Genomic DNA, 22,720 nt, shown 5'->3' on the forward strand with positions numbered 1-22,720 from the left:
TGACGATGACTCCAGCCCGGTACTTCGCTGGACTGCGCCGTAGCTCGATGAAGCAGGTTTATCAAGGACTTACGCGCGTCCATCATATGCCGGTGCTTTCTGAAACTTGACCCGGTTTTCCCTCGCGCCGCTCCTATCTGGCTCTTGGAATTCGGGTCGTTCCAAGGAGTCATCATGGCGAAGATCAAGCTCACCAAGACCGCCGTAGAGTCGGCGCAACCCCAGGCCAAGGACATCGAACTACGGGATACCGTGGTGCCGGGTTTCCTCTGCAAGATTACCCCGAAGGGCCGTCGGGTGTTCATGCTCCAGTACCGCACGAACTCCGGGCAGCCCCGCAAGCCCTCGCTGGGCCTGTTCGGGGAACTGACCGTGGAGCAGGCCCGCGTCATGGCGCAGGACTGGCTGGCCGAGGTTCGCCGAGGCGGCGACCCCGGCGGCGCCAAGGCCGAGGCGCGCAAGGCGCCCACGGTCGAAGCGCTGTGCAAGAAGTTCATGGAGGACTACTCCAAGAAGCGCAACAAGCCGAGCACGCAGCGCGGCTATCAGGCCGTCATCGACCGCTGCATCGTCCCGCTGATCGGCCGCAAGAAGGTGCAGGACGTGAAGCGGCCCGACATTGCCGGGCTGATGGAGAAACTGGCCTACAAGCCCGCCGAGGCGAACAACGCCTTCGGCGTGCTGCGCAAGATGTTCAACCTGGCCGAAGTGTGGGGCTACCGCCCGGACGGCACGAACCCGTGCCGCCACGTCCCGATGTACCCGCCCGGCGAGGAAACCCGGCTCATCGTGGACGACGAACTGGCGCTGATCTTCCGCCAGTTGGAGAAGCTGGAGGCGGAAGGACTGGAGAACTACGTCATCCCGCTGGCGATTCGCCTGCAATTCGAGTTCGCCGGCCGCCGCTCCGAAATCTGCATGCTTGAATGGGATTGGGTCGATCTGGAGAACCGGCGCGTGGTCTGGCCCGACAGCAAGACCGGCGGCCTCTCCAAGCCCATGAGCGCGGAAGCCTATCGACTGTTCTCGACGGCACCGCGCCGAGAAGGTTGCCCCTACGTCCTGCCTTCGCCCAACGACCCGACCAAGCACCTGACCTTTGGCGAGCACTATGGCGGATGGTGCCGGGTGCTCAAGGCAGCCGGCGTCCCACACGTCGGCACGCACGGCATCCGCCACCGCTCCACGACCGACATTGCCAATTCGGGAGTGCCGACCAAGGTAGGCATGAAGCTGACGGGCCACAAGACCGTGGCGATGTTCATGCACTACGTCCACACCGAGGACAAGCCGGTGCGGGATGCTGCCGAACTGGTGGCGAGTCGGCGGCAGGCCATCACGGGCGCGCGGCGCCCTGCGGAGGCCACGGCATGAGCAAGAGGACGCTTTCGGTGGCGCCCCCCGCCGCCTTGGCGGCCGACTATCCCCGTTCCGCAATTTCCGAGACAGTGTCTGGGAAATTCGGCCTCGCCGAGCTGGCCAAGGTCTTCACGCTGCCGTGGTCGGCCTATGCGCTGCTGATTTCGGTCAAGGATGCCCGCGGATCGGTGGCCGGCATCCCGTCCAGTCGGCTCCGATTGTCGTGCCGGCGTCACGACAATCGGGCGGGCCATCCCTTCTATCTAGGTGCTACACCGGAGACTGGAAAAGTATGCCCGTTTCGGGTATAGTTTGGAGGTCGAAATGACGGTCATCCTCAAGCGCAAGGACTTTGCACGCTGGCAGTCGGGCGAGAAGCTGTCCGATGCCGCGTTGTGCAAGGCGGTTCAGGAGATGGAAAGCGGTCTGATCGACGCGGACTTGGGCGGCTCCCTCTACAAGAAGCGGGTGGCCCGCCCCGGTGGTGGTAAAAGCGGCGGCTACCGCACACTGGTATCGGCCAGGATCGGCAGCCGCTACGTGTTCCTGCATGGGTTCCCGAAGAACGACAAGGCGAACATCACGCAGGACGAGAAGAAGGCGCTGCAATTCGCCGGCAAAGCGTTCTTGCAACTGTCCGGGGAAACGTTATCGAAGGCGTTGCAGTCGGGCGTGTTATTGGAGGTGCATTGTGAGCAAGATCATTGAATCCCTGCGTGACGACCTGGCCACGCTTCATGAAGTGGGTGCGATCAGCAAGGTGACGATGCGCGAGTTCGACGCGATCTGCCCGCCGCCAGTGCGGGAGTTTGGCGCCGAGGACATTAGGCGCCTACGGGAGACGCTGAAATTCAGCCAGCCGGTGTTCGCGCATCACCTGCACACCTCGGCCTCGACCGTGCGCAAGTGGGAGCAAGGTGAAACCCGACCCGCTGGCCCGGCGCTGAAGCTGCTCAACATCATCGCCGACAAGGGGCTCCGGGCGATCCTTTGATTGATCTGCGTTTTCTGCCATAACCACCTAATTTCAGTTACGATCTTTTACGCTATCAAAACGTCGATGGAGGTGACAGATGGCAGAGAAAAGGAACGTGTTTATCAGCCATGTCCATAAGGACGATCATGGGCTCCAAAAGCTCAAAGATCTGCTGGCTCCGAAAGGGATGGATGTAAGGGACTCCTCCATCCATACAGGAAAGTTCAACAACGCCACGGATGAGCATTACATCAAGACGCAGATTCTGGCCCCAGCGATAAACTGGGCGGGCGTATTTATTTGCTACGTCTCACCCCAGACGAAAGATAGCGACTGGGTGACCTGGGAAATCGAATATGCAGCCAAGCAAGGCAAACGTATTGTTGGCATCTGGGAGCATGGTGAGAAGGAATGCGACATTCCTGAGGCACTGAAAGAATACGCCGATGCCTTGGTCGGCTGGAATGGTGACTCAATCATTGATGCGATCAACGGAAAAGATACATGGGAAAAACCCGACGGTGGCGCCTGTGATCCGGTTCCTCTGAAAAGGCATCCCTGCTGATGGCACGTGTCCACTCCTACGTGGTGCGGTACGACAGTGGTTTCGCACCCAATCCCTTTTACGAATACTGCACGCTTGCAACCTGCAAGCCAAATATCCGCAAGGGCGCTGACATCGGTGATTGGGTGGTAGGCAGTGGCAGCAATGATCGAAGTGTTCGGCGAGGCGGGTATCTGGTTTATGCGATGCAAGTCACCGAAACGATGACATTTGATGAATATGGGGCAGATCCACGGTTTGAATCTAAAAAGCCCTATCGCAACGGTAGTCGGAAGCAAAGTTGCGGGGACAATATCTACTTCAGAGCCGCACCAGCGGCCGTCTGGCAGCAACGAGATTCCTTTCACTCTCGCCCCGATGGTTCACTTAATCCTGATCACGTCACTCGCGACACGGGTGTAAACAGGGTTCTCATCAGCAATGACTTCGTGTACTTCGGAGGAGAGGGGCCGGAGTTCCCGGAAGAGCTAAAAGACCAGCAAGGCCGGTCTCTATGCAAAACAGGAATAGGTCTAACTACTTTTGACGATCCAAAACTGATTGCGAACCTAGAGCAATGGGTTCGTAGCTTTGGGCTGAATGGATATCAGGGCGCTCCATTCGAATGGCTGACGCTTCGGAGGTAACCGATGCACAAGGAAGGTTCTCTGCTGCTTTCGGACTACGCTTCGGAAATTGCAGCTACGGATGTACTCAGTCCAACCGATTTCAATCCTGTCCTTCAAGGGCTTTATGGGGAAGTCGGTGGAATAATGTCTACTGTCAAAAAACATGTCCGGGAAAAATCTGCGTACCCTGGTTTCAGAAGGGCGGCGGAAGAAGAATTCGGTGATACGCTTTGGTATTTGGCTGCGATCTGCCGGCGCATGCAAGCTCCACTTGAAGATATCTTTGCCGAGGCGGCGAATCACGGGAACTTCAAGAACATAGGGGCAGCAAGCGACATAGCCGAAGGTGCATTCGCTTACATCGCCATGCCTGTGGCGGCCCCTGCGTCGTTGGACATTACCTTGGTACGCTTGGGGCAGGCGGCCGCAGCTCTGCTGGGAAGTGGGCCTGCGCGCAATGACGTGGTCACCTTCGCGCGAGCCTATCTCGATGCAATCCATGCCGCAGAGTTGGCGTTCTCGGACGTAGCGCGGGGGAACCTCCGGAAAGCTAGGGGTGCATTCTTGGAGCCACAGGCGGTTGACCTGATTGGCCTTGATTTCGATAGCGAGTTTGGAATAGAAGAGCAGCTCCCTAGAGAGTTCAAGATCCGAGTCAATCAACGCGGTAGCGGCAAAAGCTATCTCCAATGGAATGGCGTATTCATAGGTGATCCCCTGACCGACAACATCGCTGACCGAGATGGCTACCGATTTCATGATGTTTTCCATTTTGCATATGCAGCCATCTTGCATTGGTCACCTGTAATACGGGCATTGATCAAGCACAAGCGAAAGAGCCAGTCCAAATATGATGAAGAGCAAGACAGCGGCCGGGCAATCGTCGTTGAGGAAGGGCTTACGGCATGGATTTTCTCTAGAGCCAAGGAATTAAACTATTTTGAGAATCAAGAAAAGGTTTCCCTTGGGATTCTCAAAACCATTGAAGAGTTTGTGAGTGGCTATGAGGTTGAGAAGTGCCCGCTAAAGCTTTGGGAAAAAGCCATCATGGACGGATATTCCGTATTCCGTCAAATCAAGAAAAATCAAGGCGGCTGGATCATCGGCAACCGAAAAGAACGCACCCTACAATATATGCCGCTTGAGTCTTAAGAATGAAAATCCACCCCTTTGTTGAATCAGTTTCCTCGCTGCAATTTGAGGACTGCTTCAATCCTTATTCTGATCGCTGTGAAGTTCATGATCGTCGAGACGCGCCCCGCCGCCGCGCCGCCGCACTTTCCGCATTATTGCGTCGCGCTTCAGAGGAGCCTGTAGATGCGATTTGGATCGGTCGAGATTTGGGGTATCGCGGAGGCCGCCGAACTGGGTTGGCCCTGACTGACGATGTTCACATGAGCCAACATGCCAAACGTTGGAATGTCGATCTGGCTCCAGAACGGCCCACAGTCGGCAATGCCGTAGCCGAGCGAACCGCTGCGGTTATATGGGGAATGCTAGAGCACATTGATGCTCGCATCTTTCTCTGGAATGTTTTCCCACTTCACCCTCATGAATCAGGGGATCCGTTCACCAACCGGCAACACAACGCCCGTGAAAGGCGAGCCGGCGAAGAGCTACTACAACAGCTCATCGTTCTGCTTCGTCCCTCGCGCATCGTCGCCATCGGCAACGATGCTGCCGCAGCCGCTCATCGAATCACGGATAGCGTGCCTGTTATCTGCGTGAGGCATCCGAGCTATGGCGGACAGACGCAGTTTCAAGGGCAAATCTCTGAACTGTATGGACATCCAATGAAGACTGGATCGCTGTTCTGACGAATTGCTCCAGCATTTTAGCGAGCGGATACCGCCCCTTCTATCCAACTCGCCAGGTTTTCACTGATGCAGCGACTGAAAGAGGCTCTGACGCTGGTGGAGGTGCGCACACTGGATCACGTCGTTGTGGCCGGGCAGGAAACAACTTCATTTGCAGAGCGAGGGCTATTGTGAACCGAGGGGGCTGCACAGGCGGCCCCATTTTTTTATTCGCTCCATCAAGCTTACTGAACGCAGTTACTGCAAAATTTCCCGGCTAATCCACAGGCAGAAGCTTTCGACGAAATAAGCTGGAATAGGTTCGGTCGCGTGAAAAAATTGGATCATATTCTCCCTGTTGATAAATTATTTTGGCGGCGGCCCCTGTTGTTGAAAGCGGGAGCACTGTAGCTTTGGGATGGTGTTCGACGAACAATTTATGCTCCTCATAGATCCCCTCCATGCCGCCGACGAACACCGCTGCGCTGAAACGGCGGCTTTCGATCATTGCTTGCCTCATGGCCGTCAAACTGGCTTCTCTGTTGCCATCAACCGCTGGCACCATATGCACGTCGACGAACTCCGCTAGCTCAGGAGGCAATCGACCCTCAAAAAGCTTACTTTGGTAAATCGCCACCCTGTTGCGGTCAAGGTTTGCCTCGCGGGAAAAGAGAGCCAATAGCGGCGTTATCGCCGGATGGCCGCCGCACGTGATTCGTCCAATCGGCAACACTACTTCAACCAAAGCCTTGATTGCTTCCCGTATAGCAAGAACATCGGCGGTGTCGAAAAATACCCGATTGCGATCAGGCAAAGGCACGCTGGCAGATAGAAATATATCTATCATGCGGTGAGCTCCTTCAGAAGTTGTGGCGCCTTCGACATTTGCACGGCCCGGATCGGCAAATACGAGTCAAGCCAATCTAGGTGAGAGAGCCACGTTCTCAGTACACCTCTATTGTCGTAAATCACCCATATTTCTCTCGTCTCAACAGTGGGGTTGGTAATGGCTTCGAACACTTCGTTGATGCGATCAGCGGTTGGTATTCCCACTGCCGGTACGATCGCCAGCGTTCGATTGGACTCGGTTTTGAGAGAAATCCAGCCTTCAATCTGAACACTTGGATCAAGTCCCTCGTCGCGGGCGGCGTCGCAAAAGTTATCGACCAAATATCGGTGGCGGGCGGCAATTGCTGGTGCGCGTAGCCGTTCGACCTCGTCGCAAATTCTCGTCACCAATCCCTTCGTGGCCCAACGCCCCCGCATTGGAATAAATCCAAAGAAGTCCCGACGCCTAAGCTTCATGAAGTGGCTGAAGGACGATGCAGGGTCTTCCTTTTGCCCCGGCCATAGTAGGTGCAAGATTTGCACATTGGTCGCGTTTGCGCGCGCCAATTCTTCAGCCGTCCAACGACCTTCTCTGAAGCCAGGTGTGTCGATCAGCACCACGACATCGGAATCCGACATCCTGTGCCAGAGTTGTGATTGGAAATCTGCGGCTGGAGGCACTGACCTCACGTCGATGAAAACGTCAAAGCCACGAGCATCGAGCGCATCGTACAACCGATCGGCCAGCGGCTGAGACCCTGTTCGTTTGTAACTGATGAAAAGTCGTCGCTCACGTCGCAACAGCCTAAATGTCTCAAGGACTAGCGTAACGAGGCGGGTGATGCCTTCATCGTTGGTGCCCAATACAATAGCATTGACATGTCTGAGCTGCGGCGGAATTTCTGCATGAACCTGGGACAAATCCGAAACGACCGGAGCGATAACGATCGAGTCATCAATCAACTCCGTCACAAGTGCGGTATCGGCAGTGCTTTCCGACGAGCCGAAAAATACTGCCATCACCGGCGATTTTAAGCTGCGGTTAGAGGCGTTGGCATCGCTGAGAAACGTAATTGCGTTGCTCGGAATCCCGAGCCCCTGAAGCGCCAGATCAACGCTACGGCGGAGGCGAGTGTCATGCCCATGGACCGCACCCAGCAGGATAAGCTGGTAGGGTGATCTCATGCTTGAGTTCTCGCTCATCGGCCAGCCATTCCCGCAGCAGTTTCAATCCATCCGCCAATATTTTTCCTGCCATCCTGGCCTATGAAATCGTAACTCAGGCAGTGATTTGACAGTTGGACTACGCTATTCGTTTTTGGTGCTGTGAACCACAGATCACCCTCAGGAATCGCAAGCGTGTAATCTGCGTAGGCCACCCACTTTCCGTCCTTCCACTCGGCGAGATATATGCCGCGATCGGTTCTATAAAGTCCCATCTGCGCCAATGGATCAGCACCCTTTGTAGATGTCGCTTTGTCTTTATTCTGGACACCGTGAATGAAAACGGTTAGCAAGCCGTTTCCCTTGATAACACTGCGAGCAATTTCGTAGCGCACCCATCGCCGTGACCATGTATGGGTTCCAGCAAGGACACAAGTTACCGAAGTATTCTCCAACCCCTTGCGGAGAAAAGTCTTTAGTGCATCGTCACTCTCTTTTTTCGATGCCTCAAACACGCTGCTGTCAAAGAAGCCCCGGCTTTCCTCATCGGATTCCTTCACAACCCAACTGTTGCGGACATTCCAGGCGCGCCATACATCAGGCTCATAGTGAAAAGAAAAGAATGTTCTGCGTGGCATTTTGACTCCATCTATTACACTAAACCCAGGCAAATTTGGATGTAGGTGACCCGCATCCTCCACAGCAAACGACACCTCGCAGGATGCAATTCAGATATTGCCGGTTCATCGTGCCTTTATAGCGTCGCTGACCCAAGTTTCAATATTCGACTTGATGTAGTCATACACATTGGTGCTGGTGGTGTATGGCGGATCGTAGACTTTACCCGTGACAGCTTCTCCATCAACGGTGAGGCCTGTAAACGGATTAGATCCTTTCGACGACTGATTTCCGTCTGAGTCTTTCAGATTGTGGACATGGATGGCGAGTACACCCAGCCCGTCCTTCCAGGCTTTCTTTATCTCGTGTTTGACCCAGCGGCGGCTGGCAGTCTTCTCGCCCACAAGTACGACAAGGCATTCTTTGCCTTTCATGTTGTCGGCGATCCATTTTTTGATGGCATCATCGCCTGCTTTCTTGATTTCTTCCCATTTGTTCGAATCCAGTAGAGGCTGTTTTTCGATAGCTCCGATTTGCCGAACTTGCGACACGCGCCAACTATCCTGTTTATAGTGAAAGCTCAGAAAGCATTTATTCGCCATGACTTATCTCCATTTGTCGTTGGTGCTTCGATGAAGCAAATCTCGAATTGAGGATTGCGATAGTTATTTAACTGAAGTCGTAATTAATCGCTGGCTTGAAATACTTTCTTGTAAATTTCCTTACAAATGATAGCTGAAAGTGTGCGCCTGCGTCTCCGCTTCGCGGACCGCGCTGCTCCAGGTTCGCTATTCGCTCATCCCTGACGGGACTGGCATTCGCCAGCCTTCCACATCCCTGACGCCTCCGGCCCGGCTTCCAGCTTCGGGCCTGCGCGCTTCGCTTGCGTGCGGTCAGCACAAAGGGATGGCCGTTGCCTTGTCCAGCCGTCTCCCCTGACTTCATCACCTTACCCGCGACCGTAGCCCGCTCCCGTGTGCCGTCAAGGCGCGCAGGGCCGTGTCCTCGGCTGCGCCTGCGGGCCGCACCAACCCTGCGCTTGTCTCCTTGACGGCCCCCGTCCGCGCGCTCCTTTGGCCGCGGGCGATGAACTCAGGAAAGACGGTGGCAACAGGGCCAACCGGGTTCCTCGTGCCGACCGCACCGAACAGCCGAAAGGCTGGGCTCCGAATCTAGGAATCCGGTGTGCGGTTTGAACAGCAAACCCTTTTCGTCAGGAGAAATGCAATGCAACTCGCATCCCGATTCGCTTCCCGTTCCCCGTCGCTGCGCAGCGATTACCCGCTGTCCGATGACCAAATCCGCCGTGTGGCCCCGTCCATCTTCGCGGACGCGCCGCACGAAAGCCGTTCCGAACGGTACGCCTATATCCCCACCGCCGCCGTGCTGGCGGAACTACGCAAGGAAGGGTTTGAACCCTTCATGGCAGCGCAAACCCGCGTGCGCCACGACGACCGCCGCGACTACACCAAACACATGCTGCGCCTGCGCCACGCCAGCCAGATCAACGGCGCGGAGGCTAACGAAATCGTGCTGCTGAACTCGCATGACGGCACGAGCAGCTATCAGATGCTGGCCGGAATGTTCCGGTTCGTGTGCAGCAATGGCCTTGTCTGCGGCGACACGGTGGCGGACGTGCGCGTGCCCCACAAAGGCGACGTGGCCGGTTCCGTCATCGAAGGCGCTTACGAAGTCTTGCGCGGCTTCGACCGCGTGCAGGAATCCCGCGATTCCATGCGCGCCATCACCTTGAACGATGGCGAATCCGAAGTGTTCGCCCGCGCCGCGCTGGCCCTCAAGTACGACGACCCCGACAAGCCCGCGCCCATCACGGAATCGCAAATCCTGATGCCGCGCCGCTTTGATGACCGCCGCCCGGACTTGTGGAGCGTGTTCAACCGCACGCAAGAGAACCTGACCCAAGGCGGCCTGCGCGGGCGCAGCGCCAACGGACGCCGCCAGCAAACCCGCCCGGTACAGGGCATCGACCAGAACATCCGCCTCAACCGTGCGCTTTGGCTGCTGGCCGATGGCATGCGCCAGTTGAAAGCCTGAACCCCCACGCGGCAGGGGCAGGCAGCAGCCCTTGCCGCTTCTCTCGCTGCTGCATCCCTAACCGCAAGGAGTTATCACCATGAACGCCGTTACCCAAACCGAAACCCGCGCCATCGAAACTGCCGCGCCGCTGGAAGTGGCCGACCCGAGCAAGAACCTGATTTTGGTTCCACTCTCGCAGTTGCTGCCGCGCCGCTCCAAGCGCAACGCACGCAAGACCCCGCGCCTGTCCATTCCCGAACTGGCCGCGAGCATCGCCCGCATCGGCCTGCTGCAAAATCTCGTCGTCATCCTCGCCGCCGATGGCGAGCAGTACGAAGTGGTGGCCGGCGACCGCCGACTGACCGCGTTGAAGCTGCTGGCGAAGAAGAAGCGCATCCCTGCCGACTACGAAGTGGCGTGCCTGCTGGTGCCCGATGCTTCGGCCCGTACCGTCAGCCTCGCGGAAAACCTGCTGCGCGAGCAGATGCACCCGGCCGACCAGTTCGAGGCGTTCGCCGCACTGGTCAAGGAAGGCCGCCCCATCGAAGACATTGCCGCCGACTTCGGCGTGACCCCGCTGGTGGTGCAGCGCCGTCTCAAACTCGCCAACGTCTCGCCGCGCCTGCTGGCCGACTACCGCGCCGGAGCCGTCACCCTGGAACAGTTGATGGCCCTGACCATCACCGACGACCACGCCGCGCAGGAAAGTGCGTTCTACGGTGCGCCAGAATGGCAGCGTGGCGCGTCCGCGCTGCGCGAACGCCTGACCGAACGCGAAATCGACGCCACGCATCCGCTGGTGCGCTTCGCCGGGCTGGACGCCTACACGGCGGCGGGCGGCGGCATCCGCCGCGACCTGTTCGCGGAAGGCGATGCCGGAACCTACCTGACCGACGCCACGCTGCTGGAAACGCTGGTGCGCGGCAAGCTGGATGCGCTGGCTGGGGACGTGCGCGCCGAGGGTTGGGCGTGGGTCGAAGCCGTGCCGCACATGAGCTACGCCGAGCGGCAGGCGTTCCAGAACGCACCGCGCCAGCGCCGCGAACCGAGCGCCCGCGAAGCCCGCCGCATCGCCTCGCTGCAAACCCGCCTCGACAAGATCGACACCGAACTGGAAGAAGCCTACGACGCCGAGGACGAGGACAAGACCGAAGCGCTGGAACCGCGCCGCGAACAGGTTGCCGGGGAACTGCAAGCCGTGGAGGAAGCCTTGCAGGGCTACGCCCCGGATGTGCGCGCCGTGGCCGGCGCCATCGTCACCCTCGACCGCAGCGGCGAAGCCGTGATTCATCGCGGGCTGCTGCGCGAGGCAGAAGCCAAGGCGCTGCGCACGCTGGAACGCTTGCGGCAGGGTTTCGGCAGCGCGGAAGGCGAGGCCGGGAACGACGACGAAGGCGAGGACACCGAGCAGCCCAAGGCCGCGAGCCTGTCCGACCGGCTGGCGCAGCGGTTGAGCGCGCACCGCACCGCCGCGCTGCAAATCGAAGTCGCCCGGCATCCGCAAGTCGCGCTGGCCGCGCTGGTGCATGGCATGGTGCAGAGCGTCTTGCAGGACAACCACTACGGCCACGACTTGCCGCTGGGCGTGAGCCTGAAAGTGCAAGACCGGCTGGAAGGCATGGCCCCCGACTGGCCCGAGTCGCCCGCCGCCGTCGCCCAGCGCGAGTTGCAGCAGGTCGCGGGCGAAGCGCTGCCGCAGGACAGCGCCGAACTGTTCGTCGCGCTGCTGGCGATGGAGCAAGGCGAACTGGTGCGGCTGCTGGCGGTATGCGTAGCGGCGACCGTGGACGTGGTGACGCCTCGCGCCACTGCGCACCAGCCGGGCGCGGAACTGGCGCAGGCTGTGGGGCTGGACATGGCCGCATGGTGGCAGCCCACCGCAGACGGGTATTTCCAGCATGTGCCGAAGGCCGCGATTCTGGAAGCCGTGGGCGAGTTCGCACCGTCGCACGCTGCACGGCTGGCGAAGTTGAAGAAGGCCGACATTGCCAGCGAAGCGGAACGGCTGGCCGATGGTACGGGCTGGATGCCCGCCATCTTCCGCACCGAAAGCCCGCAACAGGACGCGCAGGCCGTGGCAGTGGATGCGGGCGCCGAAGCGCCGGAGGAAGTCGCCGCCGTGGCGGATGAGCTGCCGCAGGCCGAGGCACTGGCCGCGTGATCCTGCACCGCAGATAGCGCCCCGGTTCCGGCCGGGGCGCTTCACGCCAAGGATTCCTATCATGAGCCGCAACACCACGGACCGCCCGCGCATGGCGGCGATCTATGCCCCCGGTACGGTACGCGCCCGCCGCTGGCACGGCGATGGCGACGTGCGCGGCTACCGTCCGCCGCGTGGCTGGACGGCCCGCGCCGACCTGACCGACCTACATCCCATTACCGGCCACACCTTGCCGCGTGCCGCGTGGTGGATTGTCGAAACCAAGGAATAACGAGCAGCACCGGCCCCAAGCCGTTCCGCCTTGGGGCCGGTGGTCAAAAATCCGGGGCGTCGGTGGCCGCGCCCGGTTCCAACGTCGAAGTCAAAATCGCCCCGTTGCCGCCTTCGTCCAGGCGGCAACGGGGCGGACGTGCAAGTGCCTTGCACGCGACACGTCCATCGGTGCCCGCTGGCGCGGGCAAGGTTTCGATGGCGCCCCGCCGCAATGGGCGGGGCTTGTAGGGCTACGCCCCGGCTTGCTGCGGCAGGTTGTGCGATAGCGTGCCGTCCCCGACGCTGGCGATTCGCGCCTGTACGTCACGAAGGGCGATTCACCGACACGCCACCCGGCCTCGCTATGGAGCATCCACACCACGCCTCAAGCATGTGGTCGCGCGCTGCGGCAGGGGCGCTCTGGCCTTGTCGTCGGGGCTTTGACCTGGTTCGCGTCAGGGCGCAAGCCGGTGCAGCCGTCACGCGGGGATGCCGAGTCGGCCATGTCTCCTTTCGGGGGCGGGCGGCCCGTGCGTCCTTGGCTTGTCGTGAATCCTGGCGAGGGAACGGCTACGCCTTGGGCTTCATGGCCGCAACCTTCCAGCGAAAACAATTTCCCCGCCGCTGCGCGGCTTCCTCGCGCGGCAAATTCTTTTCGCTTCCAGGTTCTCCACGGTGTTGCGACCGCTGCGCGGTGCGGCCAGCCCATCCCCCGCCGGCCGGATCACAACAAGGACGCACTGGCGCGACCTTGTTCAACCCGAAAGGAGAAACATCATGGCTAACATCGGCACCTTCACCGCAGAGAAAGACGGCTTCACCGGCCAGCTCCGCACCCTGACCCTGAACGTCAAGGTCAAGCTGGTTCCCAACGACAAGGGCGACAGCGAGAACGCCCCCGACTTCCACCTTCAGGCGGCCGGCCACGAGATCGGCGCGGCGTGGAAGAAGACCAGTGAGGCCGGGCGCGAGTACCTGTCCGTGAGCATCGACGACCCTTCGTTCCCGGCGACGGTCTATGCCCGCCTGATCGAGAACGAGGACGGCACGCACGACCTGATCTGGTCGCGCAGCAAGCCCAAGGCAGCCTGACGGCCGCCCACCGCGCCCCGTCCATTGCGGCGGGGCGCCGTGCTGCTGGCGCAGCACGTCACGCACGCGCCTACGGCGTGTCGCGTTCCTTCAACACCGCCTCCAGCTCCTGGCGCACCTGCGCCAGAAGCTGATCGGCCCTGCGCGTGCTGTCGCCGGCATAGGCCAGCGTCAGCAACGTGAGCGGATGCACGTCCATGACCTCGCACAGCTCGGTCAGCTTGTGCATGGTCGGGCTCTTCAGGTCGCGCTCCAGCAAACTCAGGTAGGTACGGCTGGACACGTCGGAGAACGCTTCCTGGCTCAAGCCGCGCGCTTTCCTGACCGTCCGTATTGCTGTCGCCAATGAGTCTTTCGCCGCCACCTATGGTTTTCCTTAGAAAACCAAGATGACAGCCGATTGCGCACTATAGGGCTACAAACTATAGTGCGCATTTGGTGTCGTTGATTTCCGTATTCGTGCCTTTGCAGAAATCCGCATGGGCGGATTCCGACAGAATCTGGGAACCGCATCTGTGTCTTTCCTGGCCTGCGCAATTCCGCTTCCGCGTTTCCGTGCATGTACGGATTCGATGGCTTGCGCCTTCGTGCTTTCCCGCCAAAGCACGCATCCGCTTCGGCGGTTCCGCGCTTCGGTGGAAAATCGTATCCGTGCATCCTCGGATGCGTGGGGATTCGGGCCATGACCCAGCCGCTCGTCACCGCTGAACAGCGGGCGCAACTGCTCGCCGTCGGCGCGGCACGCGCCGCTGGCCGAAGCATCGACCCAATGCCGGCGGTGCGACTGTTCACCCCCGACGCGCACGCCACCTGGCTGCTGGCCGCGCTCGACCCGGCCGATGGCGATACGGCATGGGGGCTGATCGACCTGGGAATAGGCATGCCCGGCCTGGGCCATGTGAAGCTGTCCGATCTGGCGTCCATCGTCGGGCCGCACAAGCAACCTGTGATGCGCGATCGCTACTTCCAGCCCGTGCGGCGGCTGTCGGAGTACCTGCGGCTGGCCGAGGAAAACGGTTCGATCACCGACTGAGCAGTCCCAGCCAACGACGGCGCATTCTGACTATTTCAGTCTTACCCAAGACCTGATTGGTCTGAATCCGCACTCTTGCACCGAAGCGGTGCGCTTCTGATGCAAACAGTCATGATCTATGGCGCGGGCTGCTGCACGGTGCTCCATGCTGCGCACCATTTTTGTGGCGCGCAACCGTCGCATTCAGACGATTTCCGCAATGCCCTGGAGCCAATCGGTCTTGACACCGCAGTTACAGAGTACCCCGATTTCGATGACGACTTGATGGCGACTCGATAGCTCCCGCACAGCGGAATCCGTGGCGACGTTCCTGCTGAATGACAGGAGGCTGCGTCATGGCTGACCCGAGCGCCGAACACTGGTATCCGACCGCCGCGTATCTCTACATGCTGCACCTCGACGGCCCCGCGCTGGCGTGGGAATACCTGCGTCGCCACCCCGACTACCGCCGCGACTGGCTGCGCCGCCGCCGCCGGCCAGAGGCCGCCGCGCGCTGGGGACTGCGCCTGCTGGAAGATCCCGCCCTGGATGCGCGCGACGCGCACCCGGCCTGGTTCCCCGATCACGATGCGGTAGTGCAGCTCTACCCGGACGCCGACCCGCCGCCCGACGCGGTGGCTTTCGCGTTCTGGTGCCTTCCCGGCCAGAAGCACCTGATCCACGACGGCAAGCGCCTGGTGCTGCTGACACGCTGGCTGGGCTGCTGCCTGCGGCTGGTGATCGCTCCCGGCCTGGCCGACGGCATGGCTTACGCCTATGCCATTCGCGCCTGCGCCGCATCCTGCGGACGCTATCAGGCGCTGGCGGCCGAACTGGACAAGCTGGCCGCCGCTGGCGATGCAGCGCCAGCGGGAACGGCACGGTCGCGGCCGGCACCCGCTGCGCTGCTGGAGTTGAACACGCTCCAGGCGCTCGACGGCACCCTCGCGGGCGCGTCCCTGCGCGACGTGGCCGAAGGGCTGTTCGGCGTCGATGCTGTCGCCGCCGACTGGTACGCCGATAGCGCCTTGCGCGCCCGCGTGCGGCGACTGGTGCACCGGGGCGATGCGCTGATGCGCGGCGGCTATCGCCGCCTGGCACAGCTTCCGCCCGTTGCACAGGGACGCGCTGCATCCCCTGCAAAACGTCCCTGAGCAGGAAGCCTTGCTTTCTTGAAAGTGCCTCTATCCGGCCGCGTGGTGTGGCCGGGCTTGATGGAGGTACATCCCATGCGACCCGCTCCCTTGCGGCCTGCCGCCGCTGCTGTCGCTGCGCCCGTGCAGCCCCAACGCTACCTGACCAACGACGAAGCCGCCGAATACCTGCGTCTGTCGCCGCGCACGCTGGAGAAACAGCGCGTGATCGGCGGCGGCCCGAAGTTCCGCAAGTTCGGCCGCCGCGTCATGTACGCGGTGGCCGACCTCGATGCCTGGGCCGACCAGCGCAGCTACGAGGCCACGTCCGACCCGGAATATGCCGAGCGTCACGCGGGCGACTACCGTGATGGCCGCTGATCGTCGGCTCGCCGGTGGCCATCGTCATGTCCAGCCCATCGCTGCCGTCGGGGCAGCGATCGCAGCAGCGGGAACAGCTCGACCTGTTCCGCGCGCTGCCGGGCGACGGCATGGCGCCGCGCGACAGCCAGGACTTGATGGCCTTTCCGTTCTTCTCGCTGGCGAAGTCGCGGCGCACGGCGCCGATCGACTTCCGCAGCGGGAACATCACCATCCGCGTGGAAGGCACGGCCGAGCACGGCATCGCCACGATATGGGATGCCGACGTGTTGATTTGGGCGGCCTCGCAGATCGTGGAGGCGCGCGACGCAGGCATTCGCCCGTCGCGCTGGATACACGCCACGCCCTACGAAATCCTGCGCTTCATCGGGCGCGGCACGTCCTTGAACGACTACCAGCGCCTGAAAGCCGCGCTCGACCGGCTGCAATCGACCAGCGTGGCGACTTCCATCCACGAAACCACCGGGAGGCGCTTGCACCGCTTTTCGTGGGTGAACGAATGGCGCGAGCTGGCCGACGCCAGCGGCACGCCGCTGGGCATCGAGCTGATCCTGCCGGACTGGTTCTATGCCGGCGTGCTCGATGCCGCCCTGGTGCTGACCATCGACCCGGCGTATTTCCGGCTCACGGGCGGCATCGAGCGGTGGCTGTACCGCCTGGTGCGCAAGCACGGCGGCAAGCAGTCATACGGCTGGCAGTTCGACTTTCGCTACCTGCACCAGAAATCCGGCAGCACCGCCAAGCCCTACGACTTCGCCTGCGACCTGCGCGCGCTGGTCGCGCGGCAGTCGCTGCCCGGCTACGTCCTGGGCATCGAGCGGATGCCGGACAACGGCATGGAGCTGCTGACATTCCGGCCCGTGCCGCAGACGGCACGGGGATAACTCCGGGAAAGCCTGTAAATGGTGTCGTGCTATCAGGCGTGCGGGGTATCGTGCTATCGGGCGTGGGACTATCGTGCTATCAGGCGTGCCGACCGGCTGCAAACCCGCGCCAGCACTGGGTTTGCGCGTCCTCTAACTTCCCTAACTTAATTTCTCTAACTTTTAGTAGGGAAGCGCCGCTGCGGTGGACAACTACCACGCGGCCAAAAACGCAGCAGCAAAAGCCCGGCTTTCCAACACGGAGGGCCGCGCCATGATCGTCGCTCTGCTCAACCAGAAAGGTGGCGTGGGCAAGACCACGCTCGCCACGCACATCGCCGGCGAGCTGGCGATGCGCGGACAGCACGTCGTCCTGCTGGACGCCGACCCGCAGGGTTCATCGCTGGACTGGACACAGCGCAGAAGCCAGCAAGGCTTGCCACGGCTGTTCAGCGCCGTGGGCCTTGCACGCGAAACGCTGCATCAGGAAGCGCCAGAACTCGCCAGGCGGGCCGATCACGTCATCATCGACGGCCCGCCACGCATCGCGGCACTGGCGCGCTCCGCGCTGCTGGCGGCCGAGCGCGTGCTGATCCCCGTGCAGCCCAGTCCTTACGACCTGTGGGCCAGCGCCGAGATGGTGGCGCTGATCCGCGAGGCGCAGGTCTTTCGGCCTGCGCTGCGCGCGGCCTTCGTCATCAATCGGCGCGTCAGCACCACCGTGATCGGGCGCGAAGCGCGCCAGGCGCTTGCTGACCAGCCGCTTCCTGCGCTGCGCGCGGAAGTGCATCAGCGCATCGTGTTCGCCGACAGCGTGGCCGCTGGCCGGCTTGCACGCGAGACGGCACCGGACAGCGCCGCCACCCGCGAAATCACCGCACTGGCGGACGAACTGCTGCGGTGGCCGACATGACAGCGAAGCCGCCACCGAACAGCAAACGCACGGCCAAGCGCGTCGGCATCGGCGCGCGTCCGCCCGCGAATCCGCACGCCGAGGCGTGGATTCGCCAGGGCGACGCCGATGCGCTGAACAAGGGCGACCTCTACACGGCACGCCTGACCCTCGACATCACGCCCGCCATGCGGGCGCGCATCAAGGTTTCCGCCTTCACGCAAGGCGTGACCGTAGCCGACCTGCTGCGCGGCCTGCTGGAGCGGGAGTTTCCAGAACACCGCAGGGAGAACACGCCATGACTGCATCCGCTTCGTCTGCTCCCGCGCCTGTTGCCTTCGCGGCTACGGCTGAGCTCGCAGTACCTTTCGACCAGCCTGCCGGCGCGCCGCTGACGCGCGTGGCGCTGGCCTACATCGAACCGCGCTTCAAGCTCTACCTGCGCTTCGGTGAACCTGCGCGCACGCACCAGCTCGACCGCTGGCGTCGCTGCGCGGTGTTCCTGCCAGGCGCCATGTTGTGCCTTATCCGCTGGCAGGCCAACGACTACGGCACCGTTCGCTGGCAGCTCATGGTGATGCAGGCTTGTACGCCGCTCGATGCGGCACAGCGCATCCCCGGCGTGCAGCCCGGCGCACGCCTGCTGCTGCACGCCGAGGGCGAGAACCAGGTGCGCGCCGTGCTGGAGCGCATCGACGCCATCGAGGCGCTGGACATCGCCCCCGCCGCTGTCTCGCCCGCGTACTGGCGCACGCTCGCCAACCGGCTCGCTGCCCGCCTGCCGCTGCCCGAATACACCGCCGAGCGGCACGCCGCCTGGCTGACCGCGAGGGCACTGCCATGACCGCCGTTTCCACTGCCGGCACCGCGCCGCGTCCTCGCTCGCGCCTGCGCGCTCGTATCGTGCTGACGGGTCTGTCCGCCTGCGGCCTCGCTGCGCTGGCCTGGGCGTCCTTCGTGCATCCGCTGCCGCGCCTGATCTACAACCCATCCGACAGCGTGGCGGTCGGCTGGTATCGCGTCGATCCGCAAGGCCACGGCACCGACTCGCCGCCACGTCCCTTGTCCGTGGGCAGCATCGTCCTGACCACGCTGCCGCCAGACGCCGCCGCGCTGGCCGCGCAGCGCGGCTACCTGCCGGCGCGCGTGCCGCTGCTCAAGCGCGTGGGCGCCGTCGCGCCGCAGGAGGTGTGCATCACTGGCCGCATCGTCCGCATCGACGGCGTGCCTTCGGCCGCCGTGCTGCCTGCCGACCGCTGGGGCCGGCCGCTGCCATCCTGGCAGCAATGCCGTCGCCTTGAACCCGGCGAACTGTTCCTGCTCAGTGTGACCAACCCGGCGTCGTTCGATAGCAGGTACTTCGGGCCGATCAATGCGGGCGCCGTGATCGGCATCGCGCATCCGGTCTGGCTGGAATCTCGCCCATGATGGCCTTCGATTCGCTGCACGTCGCCGTGCATCTCATCGTGCCATCGGGCGTGTCGTTCTGCTGCTCGTCGCCGTGTCGTCGCGCATGCAGTGCGGGTGCATTCGCACCGCACTTCGCGCTGCCTTCGGCGCAGCCGTCCAACGTGCAGGCGTCTTGCCTCGAACGCGCCCGGCCTGTGGCCGTCGCCGCGTTCGCCGGCGCGCTGGCCGCTCGCGCAGCAGCGCCGCCGGGCCGCCGCTGCCCGGAGCGCCAGCGAGGGGCAAAGGCGGAAGGCAAGACAAAAGGACGCGGCACCGGGCCGCGTCGAAAGCCAGTCTGCACATGGGGGTGGCGCGGCACGCAGCGGCTTCGCCACCGTGCCGCTTGGGGCGCGAGGCCCGCGCCAATGCAGGCATGTCCGCGTGCTTCGCACGACCGGACACGCCAGAGCTTGCAGGGAGCGCAGCCATGACCGACCGCCGCGACGATGATTTCCGCATCCGCCCCAGCGCCCCAAAGAACCGGGGCCAGGGCTTCGTCTCCAAGGTGCTCAAGCAGGCAGGCAAGGCCAGCAGCGGCAAGTCCACTGTGCGCCGTCTTGGCACTGCGAGCGGCACCGGGAGGGGCACCGGCCAGCGGCCCGGCTCGCGCCTGGGGCGCGGCCACACGGCGGCGCGCTTCGCCGGAGCGAAGCTCACGCCCATGTCGCGGCGCGTGACCATCAAGACGCTGCTGGTCAACCAGCGCCAAGCCAGCCCGCAGTCGCTCGCCAAGCACCTGCGCTACATCGAGCGCGACGGTGTGGGCCGCGATGGCGAGCCGGGCCAAGCCTATGGGCCGCAGACCGATGCTGCCGACCTCGACGCCTTCAAGGAACACTGCGCCGACGACCGACACCATTTCCGCTTCATCCTCTCGCCCGAGGATGGCGCGGAACTGGAAGACCTGCGCACCTACACGCGGCACCTCATGGGCCGCATGGAGGCCGACCTGGGCACGGGCCTCGATTGGGTGGCCGTCACTCACTGGAACACCGACAACCCGCACACGCACATCGTCGTGCGCGGGCGCGATGACACCGGCAAAGACCTCATCATCGCGGGCGACTACATCGCCGATGGCTTCCGCCATCGCGCCGCCGAACTGGCGACCGAATGGCTGGGGCCGCGCACCGAACTGGAGATCCAGCAGACTTTGCAGCGCGAGGTCGAGCAAGAGCGATGGACGAGCCTCGACCGCACGCTGCAACGTGAGGCCGGCGATGATGGCCGAGTGCATGTCGAACGCCTCAACGAACCGCGGTTGCAACGTCAGCGCCTGCTGCTGATCGGCCGCCTGCAACGCTTGCAGCGCCTTGGCCTGGCCGACGAGCTGCGGCCGGGCACCTTGGCCTTCCATGCCGACGCCGAGAAGACCTTGCGTGCCCTGGGCGAGCGTGGCGACATCATCCGCACCATGCAGCGGGCCATGCGTGGCGAGCCGCGCGAGTTGGCGGTGTTCGAGCCGGGGGACGATGGCCGAACCATCGTCGGTCGCGTGGCCGCGAAGGGGCTGGCCGACGAGCTGCGCGACCGGGGCTATCTGGTCATCGACGGCGTGGACGGCAAAGCCCATTACGTCGCGCTCAATGCCCGCGACGAACTGGCGAACTATCCGACCGGCGCGGTGGTGGAGGTGAAGGGATCGGCTGACGTGCGCGCTGCCGACAAGAACATCACCGCACTGGCGAGCGGCGGCCTATACCGCACCGACCATCACCTGGCCGTTGCGCAGGGTCAAGCCGTGCCCGGCCGCGATCCGCAGGAAGTCGTCGCGGCCCACGTCCGCCGGCTGGAAGCCCTGCGCCGCGCAGGCATCGTGGAGCGCGTGGCCGAGGGGCTATGGAAGGTGCCGGACGACCTGGCCGAACAGGGCCGCCGCTATGACGCACAGCGCCTGGGCGGCGTGGCCGTGGAACTGAAATCGCACCTGCCCATCGAGCGGCAGGCCCGCGTGATCGGAGCCACCTGGCTCGACCAGCAACTGATCGCTGGTGGCTCGGGCTTGGGCGACCTGGGTTTTGGTGGCGAGGCCAGACAGGCGATGCAGCAACGCGCCGACTTTCTGGCCGAACAGGGGCTGGCCGAGCGGCACGGGCAGCGTGTGATCCTCGCGCGCAATCTGCTGGGCACGCTGCGCAACCAGGACCTGGCGCAGGTCGCCAAAGACATTGCGGCCGACACCGGCTTAGAGCATCGCCCGGTGGCCGACGGGCAGCGCGTGGCTGGCATCTACCGGCGCTCCGTCATGCTCGCCAGTGGGCGCTACGCGATGCTCGATGACGGCATGGGGTTCTCACTGGTGCCGTGGAAACCCGTGATCGAACAACGCTTGGGGCAGCAACTTGCCGCCACGGTGCGCGGCGGCGGGGTGTCGTGGGAGATTGGGCGGCAGCGTGGGCCGTCAATCAGCTAGTGCTAACCCATGTATTTCGCTTTGTTTGAAAGCCTCGGTCAATTCCGAGCGAGCGGACTGCCAATGTGACTTCAACTCACGTATCGCGTTGCATCCATGTTCAGTCAGAATAATCTCGACAACTCTGCGGTCATGCGTGCGATCCATGCGCTCTTGTGCTGCTCTTTGGAGCATGCCCTTGTTTTCAAGACGGTCCAATAGCCTTGTCACAGAGGCTGAGTCGACTGCCAGACTGCGGGCCAAAGTGCTAGGCGTACATGCTGGAGTGGCTGAAATATGGTGTAGCGCCATCACCTGCACAGCGGTCAAACCGAACGGAGCAGCCACGCGATTCAGCACTTGATTCCTTGCTGTGCAAAGCCGCGTGATGGCCGTAGAAAGCTCCATCACCCGAAGGGCGTCGTCTGATTTCTCCGTGCCGATTGACCCATTCGGCATCATGACCGGGAACGCTTATTGGGCGAGTCCTCGCCGCAACCATAGGCACGCATGAATGTCATTACGGCTGCATTCGCCCACTGGTCAATCTGCGCCGAGGAAGGCGCGGCATCCGGATGAGTCAGGCACTGAAGCTGGGGTTCACCCCGAACCAGGTTGATGAACAGACTGGCGGCCGTCTCGCGGCCAATCTCGCCAAGATCGACCTCGCCGGATGCTGCCGCATTGGCCAGTTGTTCGGCCACCATCGCCGTCATGACCTGCGGGCCGGCCAGATAGAACGTCCGTGCGAGCTGGGGAAAGCGTGGGCCTTCGGCGATCACGACGCGGAAGACAGCCAGCCCGCCCGGAGACAGCACGATGTTCAAGTAGGCCCGAGCCAACAGGGTCAACGTTTCTCGCAGCTTCCCCGGGCGGAACTCGATGCCCTGCACCGTGTTCGTGAACGCTGCACATTCGGCTTCGATTACCGCGGTGAAGAGTGCTTCCTTGTTCGCGTAGTGCGCGTAAACCGTGGACTTGGACACGCCAGCCTCGCGCTGGATCATGTCGGTTGTTGCCGCGCTGAACCCATGGGTCAGGAAGACGTTTCGCGCAGCGCGCAGAACGGTGAGAGCCTTGGCGTTCAGCTCGCCGCTGCTCGGCGGCGGGGCGGTCATGACTTGGTTGGTTCGTCGCATCTG

28 protein-coding genes and 1 pseudogene are annotated in these 22,720 nt (G+C 62.5%); 22 read left to right on the forward strand and 7 right to left on the reverse strand.

Translation table 11 applies throughout. The annotated features are described in order from the left end of the window. Positions 1-174 precede the first annotated feature (174 nt). From O987_RS17170 to O987_RS28235, 9 genes and pseudogenes are all read left to right on the forward strand, one after another. A complete protein-coding gene (locus O987_RS17170; RefSeq protein ID WP_028240170.1) occupies positions 175-1,374 on the forward strand; it encodes a tyrosine-type recombinase/integrase in 1,200 nt (399 codons plus the stop codon). Further along, positions 1,371-1,670: a hypothetical protein gene (locus O987_RS17175; protein WP_033045758.1), complete on the forward strand. Its 300-nt coding sequence runs from the start codon at positions 1,371-1,373 to the stop codon at positions 1,668-1,670. Before O987_RS17170 ends, O987_RS17175 begins: the two co-directional genes overlap by 4 nt. A gap of 13 nt (positions 1,671-1,683) precedes the next feature. Next, on the forward strand, positions 1,684-2,067 hold the full coding sequence (locus O987_RS17180) for a type II toxin-antitoxin system RelE/ParE family toxin (RefSeq protein WP_028240169.1): 384 nt from the start codon (positions 1,684-1,686) through the stop codon (positions 2,065-2,067). Continuing rightward, positions 2,051-2,353: a helix-turn-helix domain-containing protein gene (locus tag O987_RS17185; protein WP_028240168.1), complete on the forward strand. Its 303-nt coding sequence runs from the start codon at positions 2,051-2,053 to the stop codon at positions 2,351-2,353. The genes O987_RS17180 and O987_RS17185 overlap by 17 nt, the downstream gene beginning before the upstream one ends. 79 nt (positions 2,354-2,432) lie before the next feature. Then, a complete protein-coding gene (locus O987_RS17190) occupies positions 2,433-2,900 on the forward strand; it encodes a TIR domain-containing protein (protein WP_028240167.1) in 468 nt (155 codons plus the stop codon). After that, complete coding sequence (locus O987_RS28225) at positions 2,900-3,526, forward strand: hypothetical protein (RefSeq protein WP_033045760.1); 627 nt, start codon at positions 2,900-2,902, stop codon at positions 3,524-3,526. Before O987_RS17190 ends, O987_RS28225 begins: the two co-directional genes overlap by 1 nt. A gap of 3 nt (positions 3,527-3,529) precedes the next feature. Further along, on the forward strand, positions 3,530-4,660 hold the full coding sequence (locus tag O987_RS17195) for a nucleoside triphosphate pyrophosphohydrolase family protein (protein ID WP_028240166.1): 1,131 nt from the start codon (positions 3,530-3,532) through the stop codon (positions 4,658-4,660). Between the two features lie 2 nt (positions 4,661-4,662). Continuing rightward, complete coding sequence (locus tag O987_RS28230) at positions 4,663-5,325, forward strand: uracil-DNA glycosylase (protein WP_071534888.1); 663 nt, start codon at positions 4,663-4,665, stop codon at positions 5,323-5,325. A gap of 60 nt (positions 5,326-5,385) precedes the next feature. Then, positions 5,386-5,499: pseudogene (locus O987_RS28235) on the forward strand (JAB domain-containing protein); the annotation flags it as partial. Positions 5,500-5,581: 82 nt separating this feature from the next. Here O987_RS28235 and O987_RS17200 read toward each other — a convergent pair. From O987_RS17200 to O987_RS17215, 4 genes are all read right to left on the reverse strand, one after another. Next, a complete protein-coding gene (locus O987_RS17200) occupies positions 5,582-6,151 on the reverse strand; it encodes a hypothetical protein (protein WP_033041349.1) in 570 nt (189 codons plus the stop codon). Continuing rightward, positions 6,148-7,317 carry a toll/interleukin-1 receptor domain-containing protein gene (locus tag O987_RS17205; RefSeq protein WP_158407679.1) on the reverse strand — a complete coding sequence of 390 codons (1,170 nt, stop codon included), beginning with the start codon at positions 7,315-7,317 and terminating at the stop codon, positions 6,148-6,150. The genes O987_RS17200 and O987_RS17205 overlap by 4 nt, the downstream gene beginning before the upstream one ends. 14 nt (positions 7,318-7,331) lie before the next feature. Continuing rightward, positions 7,332-7,934 (reverse strand): TIR domain-containing protein, encoded by a 603-nt coding sequence (locus O987_RS17210; RefSeq protein ID WP_033041352.1) that lies wholly within the window; start codon positions 7,932-7,934, stop codon positions 7,332-7,334. Between the two features lie 105 nt (positions 7,935-8,039). Further along, positions 8,040-8,516, reverse strand: a complete 477-nt coding sequence (locus O987_RS17215) for a TIR domain-containing protein (RefSeq protein ID WP_033041353.1) — start codon at positions 8,514-8,516, stop codon at positions 8,040-8,042. A 625-nt stretch (positions 8,517-9,141) separates the two neighbouring features. On the opposite strand from O987_RS17215, the gene O987_RS17220 reads away from it, so the two are divergent. The 4 genes from O987_RS17220 to O987_RS17235 all read left to right on the forward strand — a co-directional run bounded on the left by O987_RS17220 (position 9,142) and on the right by O987_RS17235 (position 13,456). Continuing rightward, the gene (locus tag O987_RS17220) at positions 9,142-9,969 is read left to right on the forward strand and encodes a DUF932 domain-containing protein (RefSeq protein WP_028240164.1); all 828 of its coding nucleotides are present in this window, start codon (positions 9,142-9,144) and stop codon (positions 9,967-9,969) included. 79 nt (positions 9,970-10,048) lie between these two features. Next, a complete protein-coding gene (locus O987_RS17225) occupies positions 10,049-12,112 on the forward strand; it encodes a ParB/RepB/Spo0J family partition protein (RefSeq protein ID WP_028240163.1) in 2,064 nt (687 codons plus the stop codon). Between the two features lie 61 nt (positions 12,113-12,173). Next, on the forward strand, positions 12,174-12,383 hold the full coding sequence (locus tag O987_RS17230; RefSeq protein WP_028240162.1) for a hypothetical protein: 210 nt from the start codon (positions 12,174-12,176) through the stop codon (positions 12,381-12,383). Between the two features lie 758 nt (positions 12,384-13,141). Next, positions 13,142-13,456: a DUF736 domain-containing protein gene (locus tag O987_RS17235; RefSeq protein ID WP_014646114.1), complete on the forward strand. Its 315-nt coding sequence runs from the start codon at positions 13,142-13,144 to the stop codon at positions 13,454-13,456. Positions 13,457-13,526: 70 nt separating this feature from the next. Here O987_RS17235 and O987_RS17240 read toward each other — a convergent pair whose 3' ends face one another. Further along, positions 13,527-13,820, reverse strand: a complete 294-nt coding sequence (locus O987_RS17240) for a helix-turn-helix domain-containing protein (protein WP_015476703.1) — start codon at positions 13,818-13,820, stop codon at positions 13,527-13,529. Between the two features lie 318 nt (positions 13,821-14,138). On the opposite strand from O987_RS17240, the gene O987_RS17245 reads away from it, so the two are divergent. The 9 genes from O987_RS17245 to O987_RS17285 all read left to right on the forward strand — a co-directional run bounded on the left by O987_RS17245 (position 14,139) and on the right by O987_RS17285 (position 21,599). Beyond that, positions 14,139-14,489 carry a DUF2958 domain-containing protein gene (locus O987_RS17245; RefSeq protein WP_015476702.1) on the forward strand — a complete coding sequence of 117 codons (351 nt, stop codon included), beginning with the start codon at positions 14,139-14,141 and terminating at the stop codon, positions 14,487-14,489. Between the two features lie 335 nt (positions 14,490-14,824). Then, positions 14,825-15,622, forward strand: coding sequence for a DUF2285 domain-containing protein (locus O987_RS17250; protein ID WP_028240160.1), 798 nt, complete (start codon positions 14,825-14,827; stop codon positions 15,620-15,622). 75 nt (positions 15,623-15,697) lie between these two features. Further along, on the forward strand, positions 15,698-15,982 hold the full coding sequence (locus O987_RS17255) for a helix-turn-helix transcriptional regulator (protein WP_026069907.1): 285 nt from the start codon (positions 15,698-15,700) through the stop codon (positions 15,980-15,982). A gap of 26 nt (positions 15,983-16,008) precedes the next feature. Next, positions 16,009-16,866, forward strand: coding sequence for a replication initiator protein A (locus O987_RS17260; RefSeq protein WP_051962309.1), 858 nt, complete (start codon positions 16,009-16,011; stop codon positions 16,864-16,866). Between the two features lie 253 nt (positions 16,867-17,119). Beyond that, on the forward strand, positions 17,120-17,758 hold the full coding sequence (parA, locus tag O987_RS17265) for a ParA family partition ATPase (RefSeq protein ID WP_043373395.1): 639 nt from the start codon (positions 17,120-17,122) through the stop codon (positions 17,756-17,758). Continuing rightward, entirely contained in the window at positions 17,755-18,039 is a 285-nt protein-coding gene (locus O987_RS17270) for a hypothetical protein (protein WP_043373393.1), read from the forward strand. Before parA ends, O987_RS17270 begins: the two co-directional genes overlap by 4 nt. Beyond that, complete coding sequence (locus tag O987_RS17275) at positions 18,036-18,581, forward strand: DUF2840 domain-containing protein (protein WP_043373725.1); 546 nt, start codon at positions 18,036-18,038, stop codon at positions 18,579-18,581. Before O987_RS17270 ends, O987_RS17275 begins: the two co-directional genes overlap by 4 nt. Continuing rightward, positions 18,578-19,165 (forward strand): S26 family signal peptidase, encoded by a 588-nt coding sequence (locus O987_RS17280; protein WP_043373728.1) that lies wholly within the window; start codon positions 18,578-18,580, stop codon positions 19,163-19,165. The genes O987_RS17275 and O987_RS17280 overlap by 4 nt, the downstream gene beginning before the upstream one ends. 448 nt (positions 19,166-19,613) lie before the next feature. Beyond that, positions 19,614-21,599 carry a relaxase/mobilization nuclease and DUF3363 domain-containing protein gene (locus tag O987_RS17285; protein ID WP_043373731.1) on the forward strand — a complete coding sequence of 662 codons (1,986 nt, stop codon included), beginning with the start codon at positions 19,614-19,616 and terminating at the stop codon, positions 21,597-21,599. Here O987_RS17285 and O987_RS28265 read toward each other — a convergent pair. Next, a complete protein-coding gene (locus O987_RS28265; protein WP_197026306.1) occupies positions 21,588-22,040 on the reverse strand; it encodes a MarR family winged helix-turn-helix transcriptional regulator in 453 nt (150 codons plus the stop codon). The two genes, O987_RS17285 and O987_RS28265, sit on opposite strands and share 12 nt — an antisense overlap. Beyond that, positions 22,037-22,696 carry a TetR/AcrR family transcriptional regulator gene (locus O987_RS17290; RefSeq protein WP_005304557.1) on the reverse strand — a complete coding sequence of 220 codons (660 nt, stop codon included), beginning with the start codon at positions 22,694-22,696 and terminating at the stop codon, positions 22,037-22,039. Before O987_RS17290 ends, O987_RS28265 begins: the two co-directional genes overlap by 4 nt. Between the last annotated feature and the right edge of the window lie 24 nt (positions 22,697-22,720).

Source organism: Comamonas testosteroni TK102, from assembly GCF_000739375.1.
In the GTDB taxonomy this organism is placed as follows: domain Bacteria; phylum Pseudomonadota; class Gammaproteobacteria; order Burkholderiales; family Burkholderiaceae_C; genus Comamonas; species Comamonas brasiliensis.

What these genes read in the sequence shown, in the direction of transcription:
- O987_RS17215 (WP_033041353.1), bottom strand. Translation starts at nt 8,516, where the DNA reads ATGGCGAATAAATGCTTTCTGAGCTTTCACTATAAACAGGATAGTTGG.
- O987_RS17195 (WP_028240166.1), top strand. Translation starts at nt 3,530, where the DNA reads ATGCACAAGGAAGGTTCTCTGCTGCTTTCGGACTACGCTTCGGAAATT.
- O987_RS17225 (WP_028240163.1), top strand. Translation starts at nt 10,049, where the DNA reads ATGAACGCCGTTACCCAAACCGAAACCCGCGCCATCGAAACTGCCGCG.
- O987_RS17200 (WP_033041349.1), bottom strand. Translation starts at nt 6,151, where the DNA reads ATGATAGATATATTTCTATCTGCCAGCGTGCCTTTGCCTGATCGCAAT.
- O987_RS17220 (WP_028240164.1), top strand. Translation starts at nt 9,142, where the DNA reads ATGCAACTCGCATCCCGATTCGCTTCCCGTTCCCCGTCGCTGCGCAGC.
- parA (WP_043373395.1), top strand. Translation starts at nt 17,120, where the DNA reads ATGATCGTCGCTCTGCTCAACCAGAAAGGTGGCGTGGGCAAGACCACG.
- O987_RS17205 (WP_158407679.1), bottom strand. Translation starts at nt 7,317, where the DNA reads ATGAGATCACCCTACCAGCTTATCCTGCTGGGTGCGGTCCATGGGCAT.
- O987_RS17275 (WP_043373725.1), top strand. Translation starts at nt 18,036, where the DNA reads ATGACTGCATCCGCTTCGTCTGCTCCCGCGCCTGTTGCCTTCGCGGCT.
- O987_RS17245 (WP_015476702.1), top strand. Translation starts at nt 14,139, where the DNA reads ATGACCCAGCCGCTCGTCACCGCTGAACAGCGGGCGCAACTGCTCGCC.
- O987_RS28265 (WP_197026306.1), bottom strand. Translation starts at nt 22,040, where the DNA reads ATGATGCCGAATGGGTCAATCGGCACGGAGAAATCAGACGACGCCCTT.
- O987_RS17180 (WP_028240169.1), top strand. Translation starts at nt 1,684, where the DNA reads ATGACGGTCATCCTCAAGCGCAAGGACTTTGCACGCTGGCAGTCGGGC.
- O987_RS17280 (WP_043373728.1), top strand. Translation starts at nt 18,578, where the DNA reads ATGACCGCCGTTTCCACTGCCGGCACCGCGCCGCGTCCTCGCTCGCGC.
- O987_RS17190 (WP_028240167.1), top strand. Translation starts at nt 2,433, where the DNA reads ATGGCAGAGAAAAGGAACGTGTTTATCAGCCATGTCCATAAGGACGAT.
- O987_RS17175 (WP_033045758.1), top strand. Translation starts at nt 1,371, where the DNA reads ATGAGCAAGAGGACGCTTTCGGTGGCGCCCCCCGCCGCCTTGGCGGCC.
- O987_RS17255 (WP_026069907.1), top strand. Translation starts at nt 15,698, where the DNA reads ATGCGACCCGCTCCCTTGCGGCCTGCCGCCGCTGCTGTCGCTGCGCCC.
- O987_RS17260 (WP_051962309.1), top strand. Translation starts at nt 16,009, where the DNA reads ATGTCCAGCCCATCGCTGCCGTCGGGGCAGCGATCGCAGCAGCGGGAA.
- O987_RS28225 (WP_033045760.1), top strand. Translation starts at nt 2,900, where the DNA reads ATGGCACGTGTCCACTCCTACGTGGTGCGGTACGACAGTGGTTTCGCA.
- O987_RS28230 (WP_071534888.1), top strand. Translation starts at nt 4,663, where the DNA reads ATGAAAATCCACCCCTTTGTTGAATCAGTTTCCTCGCTGCAATTTGAG.
- O987_RS17210 (WP_033041352.1), bottom strand. Translation starts at nt 7,934, where the DNA reads ATGCCACGCAGAACATTCTTTTCTTTTCACTATGAGCCTGATGTATGG.
- O987_RS17170 (WP_028240170.1), top strand. Translation starts at nt 175, where the DNA reads ATGGCGAAGATCAAGCTCACCAAGACCGCCGTAGAGTCGGCGCAACCC.
- O987_RS17290 (WP_005304557.1), bottom strand. Translation starts at nt 22,696, where the DNA reads ATGACCGCCCCGCCGCCGAGCAGCGGCGAGCTGAACGCCAAGGCTCTC.
- O987_RS17250 (WP_028240160.1), top strand. Translation starts at nt 14,825, where the DNA reads ATGGCTGACCCGAGCGCCGAACACTGGTATCCGACCGCCGCGTATCTC.
- O987_RS17270 (WP_043373393.1), top strand. Translation starts at nt 17,755, where the DNA reads ATGACAGCGAAGCCGCCACCGAACAGCAAACGCACGGCCAAGCGCGTC.
- O987_RS17285 (WP_043373731.1), top strand. Translation starts at nt 19,614, where the DNA reads ATGACCGACCGCCGCGACGATGATTTCCGCATCCGCCCCAGCGCCCCA.
- O987_RS17235 (WP_014646114.1), top strand. Translation starts at nt 13,142, where the DNA reads ATGGCTAACATCGGCACCTTCACCGCAGAGAAAGACGGCTTCACCGGC.
- O987_RS17230 (WP_028240162.1), top strand. Translation starts at nt 12,174, where the DNA reads ATGAGCCGCAACACCACGGACCGCCCGCGCATGGCGGCGATCTATGCC.